At 68.1% G+C, this 15,701-nt stretch carries 13 protein-coding genes; 4 read left to right on the top strand and 9 right to left on the bottom strand.

Annotated elements, in window-relative coordinates; genetic code table 11:
• Positions 1 to 47 precede the first annotated feature (47 nt).
• A complete protein-coding gene (locus ACVN9Z_RS05995) occupies positions 48 to 383 on the top strand; it encodes a phage holin family protein (RefSeq protein ID WP_006389784.1) in 336 nt (111 codons plus the stop codon).
• Positions 384 to 519: 136 nt separating this feature from the next.
• Positions 520 to 1,362 (top strand): methylenetetrahydrofolate reductase [NAD(P)H], encoded by an 843-nt coding sequence (gene metF, locus ACVN9Z_RS05990; protein WP_020925929.1) that lies wholly within the window; start codon positions 520 to 522, stop codon positions 1,360 to 1,362.
• Between the two features lie 166 nt (positions 1,363 to 1,528).
• Here metF and ACVN9Z_RS05985 read toward each other — a convergent pair whose 3' ends face one another.
• From ACVN9Z_RS05985 to ACVN9Z_RS05960, 6 genes are all read right to left on the bottom strand, one after another.
• Positions 1,529 to 2,527, bottom strand: a complete 999-nt coding sequence (locus ACVN9Z_RS05985; protein WP_458213231.1) for a tripartite tricarboxylate transporter substrate-binding protein — start codon at positions 2,525 to 2,527, stop codon at positions 1,529 to 1,531.
• Between the two features lie 153 nt (positions 2,528 to 2,680).
• Positions 2,681 to 3,544 (bottom strand): peptidase, encoded by an 864-nt coding sequence (locus tag ACVN9Z_RS05980; protein WP_458213230.1) that lies wholly within the window; start codon positions 3,542 to 3,544, stop codon positions 2,681 to 2,683.
• Between the two features lie 55 nt (positions 3,545 to 3,599).
• The gene (locus ACVN9Z_RS05975; protein WP_024070704.1) at positions 3,600 to 4,403 is read right to left on the bottom strand and encodes a transglutaminase family protein; all 804 of its coding nucleotides are present in this window, start codon (positions 4,401 to 4,403) and stop codon (positions 3,600 to 3,602) included.
• Between the two features lie 13 nt (positions 4,404 to 4,416).
• Positions 4,417 to 5,403, bottom strand: a complete 987-nt coding sequence (locus ACVN9Z_RS05970) for an alpha-E domain-containing protein (RefSeq protein ID WP_049055700.1) — start codon at positions 5,401 to 5,403, stop codon at positions 4,417 to 4,419.
• 2 nt (positions 5,404 to 5,405) lie between these two features.
• A complete protein-coding gene (locus tag ACVN9Z_RS05965) occupies positions 5,406 to 6,836 on the bottom strand; it encodes a circularly permuted type 2 ATP-grasp protein (RefSeq protein WP_458213229.1) in 1,431 nt (476 codons plus the stop codon).
• 405 nt (positions 6,837 to 7,241) lie between these two features.
• Entirely contained in the window at positions 7,242 to 7,916 is a 675-nt protein-coding gene (locus ACVN9Z_RS05960) for a 5-formyltetrahydrofolate cyclo-ligase (protein ID WP_035184374.1), read from the bottom strand.
• 267 nt (positions 7,917 to 8,183) lie between these two features.
• On the opposite strand from ACVN9Z_RS05960, the gene ACVN9Z_RS05955 reads away from it, so the two are divergent.
• The gene (locus ACVN9Z_RS05955; protein ID WP_161801354.1) at positions 8,184 to 10,262 is read left to right on the top strand and encodes a lytic transglycosylase domain-containing protein; all 2,079 of its coding nucleotides are present in this window, start codon (positions 8,184 to 8,186) and stop codon (positions 10,260 to 10,262) included.
• Positions 10,259 to 11,362, top strand: coding sequence for a CCA tRNA nucleotidyltransferase (locus ACVN9Z_RS05950; protein WP_458213228.1), 1,104 nt, complete (start codon positions 10,259 to 10,261; stop codon positions 11,360 to 11,362). The genes ACVN9Z_RS05955 and ACVN9Z_RS05950 overlap by 4 nt, the downstream gene beginning before the upstream one ends.
• Before the next feature lie 12 nt (positions 11,363 to 11,374).
• Here the strand turns inward: ACVN9Z_RS05950 and ACVN9Z_RS05945 are convergent, their stop codons facing one another.
• The 3 genes from ACVN9Z_RS05945 to ACVN9Z_RS05935 all read right to left on the bottom strand — a co-directional run bounded on the left by ACVN9Z_RS05945 (position 11,375) and on the right by ACVN9Z_RS05935 (position 15,460).
• The gene (locus ACVN9Z_RS05945; RefSeq protein ID WP_458213227.1) at positions 11,375 to 12,556 is read right to left on the bottom strand and encodes a class I SAM-dependent methyltransferase; all 1,182 of its coding nucleotides are present in this window, start codon (positions 12,554 to 12,556) and stop codon (positions 11,375 to 11,377) included.
• A gap of 88 nt (positions 12,557 to 12,644) precedes the next feature.
• Positions 12,645 to 14,420: a DEAD/DEAH box helicase gene (locus ACVN9Z_RS05940; protein WP_458213226.1), complete on the bottom strand. Its 1,776-nt coding sequence runs from the start codon at positions 14,418 to 14,420 to the stop codon at positions 12,645 to 12,647.
• 278 nt (positions 14,421 to 14,698) lie between these two features.
• Complete coding sequence (locus tag ACVN9Z_RS05935; protein ID WP_049054922.1) at positions 14,699 to 15,460, bottom strand: uracil-DNA glycosylase; 762 nt, start codon at positions 15,458 to 15,460, stop codon at positions 14,699 to 14,701.
• Positions 15,461 to 15,701: the final 241 nt, after the last annotated feature.

Genomic DNA, 15,701 nt, shown 5'->3' with positions numbered 1-15,701 from the left:
GCCTGGCGACGACGGGGCCGCGGAGCGTCAATACAGGAGGTCGAACAATGGCATTGATACTCGTCTGGATCCTGAACGCGGTGGCCCTGTTGGCCGTTGCCTACCTGCTGCCCGGCATCACCGTGGCCAGCTTCGGTTCGGCGCTCATTGCCGCGCTGGTGCTGGGTCTGGTCAACATGCTGGTCAAGCCGGTGCTGGTGCTGCTGACACTGCCCATCACGATCGTCACGCTCGGTCTCTTCCTCATCGTCATCAACGCCTTGTTGTTCTGGTTCGTCGGCTCCGTGCTGAAGGGCTTCCAGGTCAACGGGTTCTGGTGGGCCGTGGGCGGTGCGATCCTGTACAGCATCATCTCGGGCCTGCTTACCAAACTGATCCCCTGAATTCCCACCCCCGAGCGCCACGCGCTCCCCTCAAGGGGGCGTGCCAGCGGGCCGGCAAAGCCGGCTCCGCGGCACCCCGAGGGGGGCGGCACCCGTTTCATGCGATGCGCGTGGCGCTATGGATAACTGATCCGATATGTCCGACTCGACTTCTCCGGCGTTCAGCCTGGAATTCTTTCCACCTCGTGACCTGGCTGGCCAGGAGCGGCTGGTCCGCGCGGCCAAGCAGATGCTGGCGATCCAGCCCAAGTACGTCAGCGTGACGTTCGGCGCCGGCGGCTCCACCCGCGCCGGCACGGCCGACGCGGTGCGCACGCTGCGTAACCTGGGCTGCGATGCGGCGCCGCACCTGTCGTGCGTCGGCGCCTCGCGCCAGGACCTGCGGGACATCCTGCAGGCCTACAAGAACGAAGGCGTGCGGCGCGTGGTCGCCCTGCGCGGCGACCTGCCCTCGGGCATGGGCGGCGACGCCGGCGAACTGCGCTACGCCAACGAACTGGTGTCGTTCATCCGCGAGGAAACGGGCGATTGGTTCCACATCGAAGTGGCGGCCTATCCCGAAATGCACCCGCAGGCCGCCAATCCGTCGGCGGATCTGGATCACTTCGTGGCCAAGGTCAAGGCGGGCGCCAATGCCGCCATCACCCAGTACTTCTTCAACGCCGACGCCTACTTCGACTTCGTCGACCGGGCCCAGGCCAAGGGTGTGCGGGTGCCGATCGTGCCGGGCATCATGCCCATCACCAACCACACCCAGCTGCTGCGCTTCTCGGAAATGTGCGGCGCCGAAGTGCCGCGCTGGATCCGCCTGCGCCTGGCCGAACTGGGCGATGACAAGGCCTCGATCCGCGCCTTCGGCGTGGACGTGGTCACCGAGCTGTGCCAGAACCTGCTGGACAACGGCGCGCCCGGCCTGCACTTCTACACCCTCAACCATGCCGAAGCGCCGCTGGCGGTGTGGAAGGAACTGAGCGTGTAGCAGCCAGGCTGCTCGTCAGGCGGCAACGGAAAGGCCGGCAATCATTGCCGGCCTTTTTTCGACGTGTCACAGCCACGTCGCGGGGCTGCCGGCATGCGCCTCTTGCCGCCGCCACTTGTCGGCAGGGCGGTGGCGGCAGGCGCACGTCCGGGGCGAGCCCGGTGCTTCAGTCCGCGTACACGCCCGCCTTGCGGATGATCGGCCCCCACTTGTCCACTTCCGACTGCAGCCAGCTTTGCAGGCCGGCCGGCGTCTGCTTGGCCTCGGGCACGATCTCCGCGCCCAGTTCGGTCATCTTCTGCGTGAAGGCGGGGTCCTTCAGCGCCGCGCGCAGCGACTCATTGAACTTTGCCACCACTTCCGGTGGCGTGCCCTTGGGCGCATAGACGCCGTGCCAGACCTTGACCTCGAAGCCCTTCACGCCACTTTCCTGCAGGGTCGGCGAGTCCGGCAGCGTCCTGATGCGGTCGAGCGTGGTGACGCCGTACAGCTTCACCCGCTGCGCCTTGATGTGCGGAATGGTCTGCGTGGTCTGGTCGCACAGCACATCCACCTGGCCGCCCAGCAACGCCGTCAGCGCGGGCGCGGTGCCGGCATACGGAATGGTGGTGAACTGCGTCCCGAGCGCTTCCTGCAGCAGCATGCCGCACAACTGCGAGACCGCGCCCAGGCCGGCGTTGGCCAGGTTGATCTTGTTGCCATTGGCGCGCGCGTACTTGATGAATTCGACCATGTCGCCCGGCGGCAGGTCCTTGCGGCCCAGCAGCGTCATGGGGACGTCGGCCACCTGGCCGACGTAGGCGAAGTCGGTGAGCGGGTTGAACGGCAGCTTGCGATACAACGCGGGCGCCGTGGCCATGCCGTTGTGGTGGATCAGGAAGGTATAGCCGTCCGGCGCTGCCCGCGCCACGTGCGTGGCCGCCAGCGTGCCGCCCGCGCCCGGACGATTTTCGACCACGATGCTCTGGCCCAGCGTCTTGGACATGGCGGCGCCCAGGCTGCGGGCCACTACGTCGGTGGGACCGCCCGCCGCGAACGGCACGACCAGGGAAATGGGATGGTTGGGATAGCCGCCCTGGGCCGCGGCGGAGCCGCCGGCCAGGCAGCCCAGCGCCAGCAACGGCACGGCCAGGCGCCGCAGGGCGCGCGGGAAATTCGGGGTCATGTCTCGTCCTTATGGTGTTATGGCGACCCGCAAGACGAAGCATGGCGGGCTGGCGCCAGTGTGGCGCGCCAGCCGCAAGATGAGAATTTGCGGTTTTACAAGCCGGGCTTAGGGAAGCGGAAAGCCGGGTTTGTACGGTGAGACAGGTCCTGCCTAGTTTGGCTGGTCCTTCCCCGGGTCTTGCGCCAGCACCTGCGGCGTCGGATAGGCCGGCGGCGTCATGTCCACCGGTTCGGCGCGCAGCGGCTGGTGGATACGGCTGGCGGGCACCAGCGAGCCGGGGTCTTCCGGACGGGTCCAGAGCGGATCGGGGATCTCGGCGAACACCTGGCGCAGGCGCTCGCCCCAGGTGCCGCGGATCATGCGGAAATATTCGTTGTGTTCGTCAATGCTGGCGAAATGGGTGACGCGCAGCGCGTCGGCGTCGTAGACCAGCAGGTCCAGCGGCAGGCCTACCGAGATGTTCGAGCGCAGCGTCGAATCCATGGAGATCAGCGCGCACTTGGCGGCCTCGTCCAGCGAGGTGTCGGGACGCAGCACGCGGTCCAGGATGGGCTTGCCGTACTTGGCCTCGCCGATCTGGAAGTACGGGCATTCCGAGCCGGCCTCGATGAAGTTGCCGGCCGAATACACTTGGAACAGGCGGCAGCGCTCGCTGCCGATCTGGCCGCCGAAGATCAGGCTGACGTTGAAGTCCACGCCCTGTTCGTGCAGGGCCGCGGCCTCGCGGTGGTAGACCGCGCGCACCGCCGCGCCGACGTGGCGGGTGGCCTCGAACATGTCGGGCGCGTTCCAGACGGTTTCGCCGCCCTCGTCGTGCTGTCGCGCCAGCGCGTTCAGCACCGCCTGGCTGACGGCCAGGTTGCCGGAGGTCATCAGCACCATCATGCGTTCGCCGGGACGCTCGAAGACGGTCATCTTGCGGAATACGCTGATCTGGTCGACCCCGGCATTGGTGCGGGAATCGGACAGGAAAACCAGGCCGGCGTCTAAGCGGGCGGCTACGCAGTAGGTCATGATCGAAAAAAGGGAAAAGCCACACCGCATTGTATTGCGGCGTGGCCGGACGGGGTTATTGCTGGGCCGCGGTCTGGACCTGCACGTTGACCTCCATGGATTCCTCGCCGCCGCCGCTGCGCACGCCGCGCACCGGCGAGGCCGAGTCGTAGTCGCGCCCCACCGCCAGGCGGCAGTGGCAATCGGAGGCGAACTGGCGGTTGGTCACGTCCACGCTGGTCCAGCCGGCGCCTGCCAGCCAGACGTCGGCCCAGGCATGGCTGGCGGCGTGCTGGGCCGTGGTGTACAGGTAGCCGCTGACGTAGCGGGCCGGCACGCCCAGGCCGCGCACGCAGGCCAGGAACAGATGGGCGTGGTCCTGGCAGACGCCATGGCCCAGCGCCAGCACCTGGCCGGCGGCGGTGGTGACGTCAGTGGTGCCGGGCTCGTAGGCGACCCGGTCGTGGATCGCGGTGGCCAGTGTCAGCACGTCGGCGGGCGTGTTCAGGCCGTCGGGCAGCACGGCGTGGGCGAAGGCGAGGATGGTGTCATCAGCCTGCGTCAGCGGCGTCTGCACGCAATAGGCGTGCACCGGCAGGCGGCTGTCCTCGCCGCCCAGCGCGCCCTGCGTCAGCGAGCCGACCAATACCTGCCCGACCACGCGCAGCTCGATCTCGGTGTGCGGGCGGTTCAACGTCAGCGTGTGGGTGATGTTGCCGTAGGCGTCCACCTGCTGCTCGAGCGCGCCGGGCGCCTCGATGTGCCAGCGCAGCACGCGCTGGTGTTCGTCGTCGCGCGGCGTCAGCCGCAGGGTCTGGATGCTGTAGGTGACGGGCGCCGTATAGCGGTAGTGCGTGACGTGCGTGATGATCTGTTTCATGCCTGTCTCCTTGTCATGCCGACAACGGCACCAGGAAGTCCTGGCTGATCCGGTTGCCCAGGTCGTTGATGCGGTCCAGGAAGTGCTCCAGGTACTGGTGCAGACCGCTGCGCAGGATGTCCTCGACGCGGCCGAATTGCAGTTCGGCGCACAGCATGCCGGCGCGTCGCTGGGTTTCGGTCGAGCGCTGGTTGGACACACGGGCCAGATCCTCGGATACCGCCCGCATGGCCGCCAGCAGCGAGCGCGGCATGTCGGGATGCAGGATCAGCAGCTCGGCGACGCGGTCCGGCGTGATGACGTCGCGGTACACCTTGCGATAGATCTCCAGCCCGGACACCGAGCTGAGCAGCGCCGACCAGCGGTAGAACTCGCTTTGCAGCGCGCCCGAAGGGCTGCCTTCGCCGCGGCCTTCCTGTTGCTGTTGCGGCGCGCCGTCGCCGTCGCGCTCGTGGAACTTCACATCCAGCATCCGCGCGGTGTTGTCCGCCCGCTCCAGGTGCATGCCGATGCGCAGGAAGTACAGCGCCTCGTCTTCCAGCATGGTGCCGATGGTGACGCCGCGCGCAAGGTGCGAGCGGAACTTGACCCATTCGAAGAACTCGCCCGGGTTGCGTTCCAGCAGGCCGGTGTGCAGGTGCTTGAGCAGTTCCAGCCAGGTGGTGTTGTAGGTCTCCCAGACTTCGGTGGTGAGGCTGCCGCGCACCGCGCGGGCGTTTTCGCGCGCGGCGCGCATGCAGCTGTAGATGGACGAGGGGTTCTCGGCGTCGCGCACCATGTACTGCAGCACGTCCTGCGGCGATATCGCGGCGTGCTTGGCGTGATAGAGGCGGTGCAATTCGGAGATGCGCAGCACGGCGTTCCACGAGCCTTCGCGGGTCTGCGCGTCCTGCGGCAGCAGCGACATCTGCAGGTTCACGTCCAGCATGCGGGCGGTGTTCTCGGCGCGCTCGGTGTAGCGGCACATCCAGAACAGATTGTCGGCGGTTCGGCTCAGCATCGTTATTCCTCCAGAACCCAGGTGTCCTTGGTGCCGCCGCCCTGGCTGCTGTTGACCACCAGCGAGCCTTCGGTCAGCGCCACGCGGCACAGGCCGCCCGGCACCGTGCGGATGTCCTTGCCGCACAGCACGTAGGGGCGCAGGTCGACGTGGCGCGGCGCCACGCCGGATTCAACGTAGGTCGGCACCGTGGACAGGGCCAGCGTGGGCTGCGCGATGTAGTTGGCGGGGTTGGCGCGCACGCGCTCCTTGAACGACTCGACCTCGGCGCGCGAGGCGGACGGACCCACCAGCATGCCGTAGCCGCCAGCGCCATGCACTTCCTTGACCACCAGGTCGTGCATGTTGGCCAGCACGTGCGACAGCTCGTCGGGACGGCCGCAGCGCCAGGTCGGCACGTTCGACAGGATCGGCTCCTCGCCCAGATAAAAGCGGATCATGTCGGGCACGTAGAGATAGGTGGACTTGTCGTCGGCGATTCCCGTGCCGATCGCATTGGCCAGCGTAACGCGGCCGGCGCGGTACACCGACAGCAGCCCCGGCACGCCCAGCGCCGAGTCGGCGCGGAACGACAACGGATCCAGGAAGTCGTCATCCAGCCGGCGGTAGATCACGTCCACCTTGCGCGGCCCCTGCGTGGTGCGCATGTAGACCGTGTTCTGCTCGACAAAAAGATCCTGGCCCTCCACCAGTTCCACGCCCATCTGCTGCGCCAGGAAGGCGTGCTCGAAATAGGCCGGGTTGTACATGCCGGGCGTCAGCACCACCACCGTGGGATCATCGCCGCCGTGCGGCGCCACTTCGCGCAGGTTGTCCAGCAGCAGGTCGGGATAGTGCGCCACCGGTTCGACCTTGATGCGGCTGAACGCGTCGGGCATCAGCCGCATCGACATCTTGCGGTTCTCCAGCATGTACGACACGCCGGACGGCACCCGCAGGTTGTCCTCCAGCACGTAGAACTCGCCGGCGCCGGCGCGCACGATGTCGACCCCGGCGATGTGGCAGTAGATGTCCTCGGCCACGTCCACGTCCTGCATTTCGGGGCGGTACTGGGCGTTCAGGAACACCTGCTCGGCCGGCACCACGCCGGCGCGCACGATCTCATGGCCGTGATAGATGTCGTGGATGAACATGTTGAGCGCCCGCACGCGCTGTTTCAGGCCGGCCTCCAGGCGGCGCCATTCGTCGGCGGGAATGATGCGCGGGATCATGTCGAACGGGATCAGGCGCTCGGTGCCGGCGGCGTCGCCCGCCACCGAAAAAGTGATGCCGACCCGCCGGAAACTCAGGTCGGCCTCCAGGCGGCGCGCCGCCATGGCTTCGGCCGATTGCTCCTGGTGCCAGCGCTCGAAGGCCTGGTAGTGGGAGCGTATGCCGCCGGCGCTGTCGCGCATTTCGTCATAGGCGGCGGGACGGGATGATCTGTCCTTCATGGCTCCTCCGTTGCAGATGCTGACGGCCGGCTTGGGCGCGGCCGTTGTCCGGCCATGCGTGGCCGGTCTGAATGAATAAGCAACCCGTGTGCCAGCTTGGGCTGGCGCCGACGGGGGGCCGCCTGGAGGTAAATATCCTCTGGTCGGCGGCGGCTGGCTACCCTCCGGATGTACGGAGGCAGCGATGGCGTGGGCGGGACGACGGCTTCCGCTGCCGGCTGGGCGGGGCGGAACGGGTCCGAATGTGGGGCTGCGCGACGGCATGGCGTCGGCGCGGACGGCGCGCGCAGGCGGAGCGGGGTGGTGCCCGCGAGGGATGCCGCGGCAAGCGGCAATCGGGGATATCAGGGTCAGATCATAGGGCTTGCACCGTTCTGGTGCAAGCCCCGGGGCAAAACTGGTGCGTCAGCGCAGCGTGTAGCGTTGCACCGTGGTGCCGCCCTGGCCGGGTTGTTCCTGCGGGGCATGCGGCACCCAGCCGTCCGGCGTGATGACGGCGTCAAGGCGGAAGTCGTGGGCGGCGGGTTCATAGCCGGGGTCCAGTTCGCCACAGCTCCAGGCCACGCCGATGGTGGTGAAGGCGTGGCCGCGCTCGCGCAACGCCGCCAGCGTGCGGTCGTAGTAGCCACCACCGTAGCCGAGCCGGTCGGCGGATTCGGTGTAACCCAGGGTGGGCACCAGCAGCACGTCGGGCAGCACCTCGGCCCCTCGCGCCGGTTCCTGGATGCCATAGGGGCCGGCGCGCAGTTCGGCGTCGGGCGTCCAGGGCAGGAAGGCCAGCGGCGCGTTGCGTTCGCGCACCACCGGCAGCGCCACCGTGACACCATTTTCGGTCCATTGCTCCAGCAGCGGCCGCAGGTCCGGCTCGTCTTCCATGGGCCAGAAGGCCGCCACGACGGCGGGCGCGCGGCGGCCGGCCCGCACGGCTTCGTCGCGGGCCACGTTGAGCCAGGTGAACAGCCGCGCGCGCATCAGCAGACCGCCGCGGCTGCGTTGGTCTTCAGGCAGTTCGGCGCGCAGTTTCCGCAATCGCGTGCGTAGCTGGCTTGCGGTATCCTCTGGAGTATTTTGCGTAGTCATGCGGTAGCTGTAACAGGGGTGGAAAATGAAGGCGACAATGCGGGTCAGCGATAACACGTCTAACGGTGCGAACCTGCGCGCGGGCCATCGCGCAGGCGGTCGCCACGCCGGCGGCCGCGCCAACGATCACGCGCATCGCCGCGCCTGCCTCTGCGCCTATCACTGCGCGGATCCGCAAGCTGCCCTCAAGGTCCGCGCATGAAGCCCGCGCGCAATCCCATGGCCGCGCTCCACGGCCCGCAATCCGGACGGTATCAGAAAACCGCCATGAAATCCCCGCGCACCGCCGACGCCCGCGCCGGCCTGCGCCGCTGGCTGCCCTTGCTGGCGCTGTTCACGGCGGCCTGCGCGCCCGTCGACGCCCAGCAGCGCACCGCATCCGTCAATACCCAGCCGCAACCCGCCGCGCAAGCGCCGCAACCGGCCATCGCCGTGCCGCCGGCCGTGCTGGCGGGCTTGCCGCCCACCGCCGAAACGCCCGCGCTGGCCGCCGTGGTGGCCGCGCGCGAAGCCATGAATCGCAAGCAGTGGTCGATCCTGGGCGCCCTGGTGCCCCAGGCCAAGTCCGATCCGCTCGGCATGTATCCGGAGTACTGGCTGTTGCGCTATCAGCTGTGGAGCCCGCCCGCGGGCGGGCGTCCCAACGCCGAGCTGCAGAAGTTCATCAACGGCAATGGCGATGCCTATCTGGCGGATCGGCTGCGCGCCGACTGGCTGCTGGCCGCCGCGCGCAGCGGCGACTTCGAGACCGTGCGCAAGCTGGCTCCGGTCAAGAACAGCAACGCCCAGGTCGAATGCGCCATCCTCAACGCCAAGCACATGACCGGCCAGCGTGCCACGGCCGCGCAGGCCATGGCGGTGTTCGCGCCGGGCAGCGCCTGCTGGACGCTGTACGACCAGCTGGTGGCCGACAACGTCCTGGGCTGGGACCAGCTCGAACCGCAGTTGCGCGACGCCATCGAGGCCAACAAGACCACCGACGCGCGCAAGTTCGTGCAGTACATGTTCGAGCCGCGCGACCAGAAGACCTACGACGTCCTCATCAAGGACCCGATGCGCTGGCTGACGCGGCAGGACCGCCTGCCGGTGGGCCGCAACGAAAAAGAACTGGTCACCATCGCCCTGGCGCGCCTGGCCCGTTCCGACATCAACGTGGCCGATTCCTACCTGCGGCGCGAATGGGCCAAGTCCATGGCCAAGTCGAACCTGGCCTGGATCCGTGGCCAGTACGCGCTGGTGGCCGCGCTCAACCTGGACAGCCGCGCCGACGACTGGTACCACGAAGCCGGCCATATCCGCATGACGGAATACAACGCCGGCTGGAAGGTGCGGGCGGCGCTACGCCAGCCCAAGATCGACTGGAAGTGGGTCATCGAGTCCATCGACCAGATGCCTGCAGCACAACAGCAGGATCCATCCTGGATCTACTGGAAGGCGCGCGGCATGGCCGCCACCGGCCGTCGCGAGCAGGCCAACGCGGCCTACGCCTCCATCGCCGACCGCTTCGACTTCTACGGCCAGCTGGCCGCCGAGGAACTGGGCCGGCGCATCACCGTGCCGCCGCGCCCGGCGCCCATCAGCGACAGCGAGATCGCCGAAGCCCGCGCCAACCCGGGCCTGCGCCGCGCGGTGCAGCTGTTCCGCCTGGGCTGGCGCCAGGAAGCCGTGCCCGAATGGAACTTCGCGTTGCGGGGCATGAGCGACCGCCAACTGCTTGCCGCCGCCGAACTGGCACGCGCCGAGAACATCTACGACCGCGTGGTCAACACATCCGACCGCACCGAGAAGGAATTCGACTTCAGCCAGCGCTTCATCGCGCCGTTCGAGGGCCGCGTCACCGCCAAGGCCAACGCCATCGCGCTCGACCCCGCCTGGGTCTACGGCCTGATCCGCCAGGAATCGCGCTTCATCATGGACGCGCGCTCGCACGTCGGCGCCTCCGGCCTGATGCAGCTGATGCCGGCCACGGCCAAATGGGTCGCGGGCAAGATCGGCATGAGCAACTTCACGCCCGACAGCGTCAACGACTTCGATACCAACACCGAGCTGGGCACCAACTATCTGAACATGGTGCTGCGCGACCTGAACGGTTCGCAGATGCTGGCCAGCGCCGGCTACAACGCCGGTCCGCGCCGCCCGCACAACTGGCGCTCGACCTTCAATCACCCCGTCGAAGGCGCGATCTTCGCCGAGACCATTCCGTTCAACGAGACGCGCACCTACGTCAAGAACGTGATGTCCAACTCGGTCTACTACGCCGCCATGTTCAGCGGCCAGCCGCAGTCGCTGAAAGAGCGGCTGGGCAACGTCGTGCCGCTGGGCGCGGAAAGCACCACCCTGCCATGACGGCGGATGTGGCGACGCAGGGCTTGCAGGCCTACATCGTGGGCGGCGCGGTGCGCGACGCGCTGCTCGGCCTGACGCCCGGCGATCACGACTGGGTGGTGGTCGGCGCCACGCCCGAGGACATGGCGCGGCGCGGCTTCATTCCGGTGGGTGGCGATTTCCCGGTGTTCCTGCACCCGGTCACCAAAGAGGAATACGCGCTGGCGCGCACCGAACGCAAGTCGGGCCGCGGCTACAAGGGTTTCACGTTCTACACGGGCACCGACGTCACGCTCGAAGAGGACCTGCGCCGCCGCGATCTGACGGTCAACGCCATTGCGCAGAAGCAGGACGGCGAACTGGTCGATCCGCTCGGCGGCGCCGCCGACGTCCGGGCCCGCGTGTTCCGCCATGTGGGCGAGGCATTCCAGGAAGATCCCGTGCGCATCCTGCGCCTGGCCCGCTTCGCCGCGCGTTTCGCCGACTTCAGCGTCGCGCCCGAGACCATGGCCCTGTGCCGCCAGATGGTCGAGGCCGGCGAGGCCGACGCCCTGGTGCCCGAGCGCGTCTGGAAAGAAGTGTCGCGCGGCTTGATGGCGGCCGCGCCGTCGCGCATGCTGGACGTGTTGCGGCAGTCGGGGGCGCTGGAGCGCGTCATGCCCGAATTGACAGGGTCCGAGGAGACCGGTGGCGACGTCGATCGCGCGGCCGCGCGCAAGCTGTCGCTGCCGGGCCGTTATGCGCTGCTGTGCCGGCTGTCGCCCGGACGCGAGGCCCTGGGCCGGCGCTTGCGCGTGCCTACCGAGTGCAACGACTACGCGCGTCTGTTGCCCGAGATGTTGACGGGTCTGGATGCCGCGCAGGCGGCTGGCGCCGACCCGGCCGATGCGCAGCTTGGGCTGATGGAGCGGGTCGATGCGTTGCGCAAGCCCGAGCGCTTCCTTGATCTGCTGGCGGCGGCGGCGGTGCTGCGCCCGGTGGATGGCAATGCCTGGCGCGATCGGGCCGAAGCCGTGCGCGGCGTGGATGCCGGCGCCATCGCTCGCTCCTGCGCGGGCGATCCGGCGCGCATCAAGCAGAGCCTGCGCGAGGCGCGCCTGCAGCGGCTGCGCGCCGCCTGACGCCGCCCCTTCCTACAGCTTGCCGAGGCGGTCGCCGCGCGCAAAGCCGATCAGCGGCTGCGTGATGCCGCGGCCCACCGCCAGCACCTTGAACAGTTCGCCCATCTCGGCTTCCGACAGCAGCTTCTGCACCGGCGCCACCGCCTGCGCGTAGGTCCGCGCGTCGGTCGGATCCAGTTGCGCGAGCAACTCCATCAGTCCGGCGTTCATCAGGAAGCGCGCCTGCGAGGTATATCCCAGCACCTGCAGACCCGCTGCCTGCGCCGCATCCGCCATGGCGGTGAAGTCGACGTGCGCCGTGATGTCCTGCAGCCCCGGCGCGGTGAACGGATCGCCATGCGCGTGGTGGCGCAGATGGCACATCAGCGTGCCGCCGGCGCGTTGCGGGTGGTAGTACTCACCCTGCGGAAAGCCATAGTCGACCAGCAGCGCCGCGCCCTGTTCCAGCCAACCGCTCATGCCGTCGATCCAGGCTTCGGCCTGCAGGTTGATCTCGGACACATACCCCGGCAACGCCGGCATGCGCGCTGCCACCGCCTCTGCCAGGCGCCGCGGAGCCGGCCGGTCTTCCCAGATGAAACCCTGGGCCGGGTCCAGCGTCACGCCGCGTTCCAGCACCACGCCGTCATCGCTCCAGCGGAATAGCGACACTGGCATCGCGTCCAGCACCTCGTTGGCCAGCACGCAACCGCGGAAACGTTCGGGCAGCGCATCCAGCCAGCGCACCCGCTCGCCGAACGGCGCCAGCCGCTCGGCCTGGCGCGCGCGCAGGTCGGCCGACACTTCGAGAATCAGGTACTGCGTATCCTGCAGCCCCTGCGCATCCAGCTCGCGCAGCACGCCTTCGGCCAGCGCGCCGGTGCCGGCGCCGAACTCCAGCACCGTCTGGGTATCGGTCTGGCGCAGCACCTGGGCGACTTGGCGCGCGAGGGTACGGGCGAACAGCGGCGTCAGCTGCGGCGCGGTGATGAAATCGCCTGCGGGCGCGCGCGCATCGGCTTGGGCCAGCTTGACGTTGCCGGCCGCGTAGTAGCCCAGTCCCGGCGCATACAGCGCCTCGGCCATCCAGTGGTCGAACGGCAGCCACCCGGAGGCGGCGGCGATCGCGCTGCGCAGATGCGCGGCGGCGGCGTCGCTATGGGCCTGGGCGGCGGGGGAGAGCGGGGGCAGGTTGGCGGGGGCGGGGCGTTGCATGGCGGGGAACGGGACGTCGTGAATGAGGCATTTTCCCAAAAAACAAACCCCGCGACAGGCGCGGGGTTTGCTGGGTGCCGATCAGGGCTTAGCCGCGGCGGGCGCCGGCCGGCTTGCTGAAGCGCTTGGCGGGGCCGCCGGGACGCTTGTCGAAGCTGGGACGATCACGGAAACCGCCTTCCGAGCGGTCGCCGCCGCGGAAGCCGCCTTCGCGCTGCGGACGGTCGCCAAAGCTGGGGCGATCGCTGAAGCTCGGACGCGAATCGCGGTCGCCGCCACGGAAGCCGCCTTCACGCGGGCCGCGCTCGTTGAACGGGCGCGGATCGCGCTGCGGGCGATCGCCGAAGCTGGGACGGTCGCTGAAGCTCGGGCGCGAATCACGGTCGCCGCCACGGAAACCGCCTTCACGCTGGGGGCGGTCGCCGAAGGGACGATTGCCCTGGTAGCCGCCTTCGCGCTGGGGACGATCACCAAAGCTGGGACGATCGCCGAACGAACGGGCCGGGCGGTCGCCGAACGGGCGGTTGCCTTGGTAGCCGCCGCCTTCGCGGGCGCCCTGGTAGCCGCCTTCGCGCGGCTTGAATTCACCACGCGGACCGCCGAACGAGCGGCCTTCACGCGAACCGCCGTCACGGTGGCCCTGGTAGCCGCCGCCGAAGCCGCCCGGACGCTTGCCGAAAGGCTTGCCGCCGCGCGGCGCGCCGCCGGTCGACGGACGCGGGGTGCGCTTGGGTTCCAGGCCGGCGATCACTTCGGGCGTGATGGACTGGCCAATGTAGTGTTCGATACGGCGCACCTTGTGGCGCTCGGAATGCGTGGCCAGCGTAAACGCCAGGCCGTTGCGACCGGCGCGGCCGGTACGGCCGATACGGTGCACGTAGTCCTCGGCCTGCATCGGCAGGTCGAAGTTGACGGCGTGGCTGATGCCTTGCACGTCGATGCCGCGGGCGGCCACGTCGGTGGCGACCAGGATGCGCAGTTGGCCGCGCTGCAGCTGCGACAGCGTGCGGGTGCGTTGGCGCTGGTTCATGTCGCCGTGCAGGGCGGCGGCGGCAAAGCCCTGGTCGGCCAGGTGGTCGGCCAGATCGTCGGCGCCGCGCTTGGTCGACGTAAAGACGATGGCCTGGTCCAGCGAAGCGTCGCGCAGGACGTGGTCCAGCAGCTGCATCTTGTGGCTGGCGTCGTCCGCGTACAGCAGGCTCTGCGTGATGTTGGTGTGCTTTTCCTTGGCGCCGGCGACTTCGATGCGCTGCGGGTCGCGCATCATGCGCGCGGCCAGCTTGGCAACGGTGCCGTCCAGCGTGGCCGAGAACAGTAGCGTCTGGCGTTCGGCCGGCAGGCGGCTGATGATGGTTTCGATATCCTCGATGAAGCCCATGTCCAGCATGCGGTCGGCTTCGTCCAGCACCAGGGTGTGCACGGTGTTCAGTTTGACGCGGCCCGAATTCAGGTGATCGATCAGGCGGCCGGGCGTGGCCACCAGCACATCGACGCGGCGCGACAGCGCCTTCAGCTGGGCGCCATAGGGCATGCCGCCGACGACGGTGGCGGTGCGCAGGTCGGCCAGCTTGCGGCCGTAGGTGGCGGTGGCGTCGGTGACCTGCAGGGCCAGTTCGCGGGTCGGGGCCAGCACCAGCACCTGCACGCCGACGCCCTTGTTGGCGGGCATCTGGGCGATGCGGTGCAGCGCCGGCAGCATGAAGGCGGCGGTCTTGCCGCTGCCGGTCTGCGACGACACCATCAGGTCGTGGCCGGCCAGCGCCTGCGGAATGGCCGAGGCTTGAACGGTGGTGGGGGTGGTGAAGCCAGCGTCTTGCAGGGCCGACAGCAGGGCGGGCGCCAGGCCCAGGTTTTCGAAAGACATTACTTTCCCTTGCCGCGATCAAATGCGGCGCAGTGCTTGGTCGGGCCAGGGGATTAGGCGGCCGGATCCAGGCGACGGTTGATGGAGCATCGTGCCGACCGAATCAACCGTGCGCGTGGCGCGTTCCCGTGATGCTGCTTGGAACGCAGGGCGAAAGGAAAGGAGGTCAGGAATCGATGATGTTCGGCATGGGGCTGGGCTTGGTTGCCCGGCAGACTGCTGAAATTTCCGCTAAATCAAGGCGGTAAATGCCGAACTCGTTTGGTGCAGTGCGGCGATCATAACCCGAATTCGCCTTGTGCGGGAATTATTTTTTTGTCCAGCTTCCAATCAATAGGGTTTTTCCCTTGGTCGCTCAACCACCGGTTGGTCGCCAGGAAATGGCCGCAGCCCAGGAACGGCACGGGCGGGCGCCGGGCGGACAGGGGAGAAGGATGATTGGCCATCAGCACCAGATGGCCACTGTCGTGCGGAAGCAACGCCTGCTTGGCCTGGGCGTGGGCGCCCCACAGCATGAAAACCTTCGGAGACGGGTCTTGCGCCACCAGGGCGATGAGCGCGTCCGTCACGGTTTCCCAACCCCGCTTGGCGTGGGACGCGGGTTGCCCGTCCTCCACCGTGAGGGCGGTGTTTAGCAGCAACACGCCTTGAGCGGCCCACGGCGTCAGGTCATTGCCGGCCGGCAGCGGCGTGCCGGGATATTCCTGCGCGATTTCATTGAAGATGTTGCGCAGGCTGGGCGGACGCTTGCAGTCGTCCGGCACCGAGAATGCCAGCCCTTGTGCCTGTCCAGGGCCGTGATACGGGTCCTGGCCCAGGATCACCACTCGCACGTCCGAGGGCGCCAGGCCGTGCAGGGCGCGAAAGGGCGTGGCCGGATAGATCACCGCGCCTTCGGCAAGGCGCTTTTCCACATGGGCGGTCACGGCCTGTAGCGCCGTGGCGACGCGTGGGGCCTGCAGGGCGGCCTGCCAGGCGGCGGGCAATTGTGCCGTCTGGGCGGCGAGGGCGGAGGGAATCAGGCGGTTATCGATCGGCATGGGCGCGATTTTGGCACAGCGCGGGGCGCGTCACAGGTACCGGCGCGGCCATGATTTTCCGGCAGTTTCAGACTGTTCCTATCGCCATGAGCGGGCCGAGCGACTAATTTAGCGGCGTAAGAGTGCGTAACAGAATGGCCGCGTGCTCCACGCTGCATATTTTCGATTGTCGCCAAAAAACCTTTGAAAAAGCCGGCATAAATTGAAATATGCGCTTAATTAACGCGATGTCCTTCCGTTA

The organism is Achromobacter sp. KK8 (assembly GCF_054188005.1).
Note: the sequence above shows the minus strand (reverse complement) of the source record. Positions and strands in the feature narration are given on the sequence as shown.

Excerpts from the sequence above, each read along its gene's own strand:
- ACVN9Z_RS05995 (WP_006389784.1), top strand. The coding sequence starts at position 48 with ATGGCATTGATACTCGTCTGGATCCTGAACGCGGTGGCCCTGTTGGCC.
- metF (WP_020925929.1), top strand. The coding sequence starts at position 520 with ATGTCCGACTCGACTTCTCCGGCGTTCAGCCTGGAATTCTTTCCACCT.
- ACVN9Z_RS05985 (WP_458213231.1), bottom strand. The coding sequence starts at position 2,527 with ATGACCCCGAATTTCCCGCGCGCCCTGCGGCGCCTGGCCGTGCCGTTG.
- ACVN9Z_RS05980 (WP_458213230.1), bottom strand. The coding sequence starts at position 3,544 with ATGACCTACTGCGTAGCCGCCCGCTTAGACGCCGGCCTGGTTTTCCTG.
- ACVN9Z_RS05975 (WP_024070704.1), bottom strand. The coding sequence starts at position 4,403 with ATGAAACAGATCATCACGCACGTCACGCACTACCGCTATACGGCGCCC.
- ACVN9Z_RS05970 (WP_049055700.1), bottom strand. The coding sequence starts at position 5,403 with ATGCTGAGCCGAACCGCCGACAATCTGTTCTGGATGTGCCGCTACACC.
- ACVN9Z_RS05965 (WP_458213229.1), bottom strand. The coding sequence starts at position 6,836 with ATGAAGGACAGATCATCCCGTCCCGCCGCCTATGACGAAATGCGCGAC.
- ACVN9Z_RS05960 (WP_035184374.1), bottom strand. The coding sequence starts at position 7,916 with ATGACTACGCAAAATACTCCAGAGGATACCGCAAGCCAGCTACGCACG.
- ACVN9Z_RS05955 (WP_161801354.1), top strand. The coding sequence starts at position 8,184 with ATGAAATCCCCGCGCACCGCCGACGCCCGCGCCGGCCTGCGCCGCTGG.
- ACVN9Z_RS05950 (WP_458213228.1), top strand. The coding sequence starts at position 10,259 with ATGACGGCGGATGTGGCGACGCAGGGCTTGCAGGCCTACATCGTGGGC.
- ACVN9Z_RS05945 (WP_458213227.1), bottom strand. The coding sequence starts at position 12,556 with ATGCAACGCCCCGCCCCCGCCAACCTGCCCCCGCTCTCCCCCGCCGCC.
- ACVN9Z_RS05940 (WP_458213226.1), bottom strand. The coding sequence starts at position 14,420 with ATGTCTTTCGAAAACCTGGGCCTGGCGCCCGCCCTGCTGTCGGCCCTG.
- ACVN9Z_RS05935 (WP_049054922.1), bottom strand. The coding sequence starts at position 15,460 with ATGCCGATCGATAACCGCCTGATTCCCTCCGCCCTCGCCGCCCAGACG.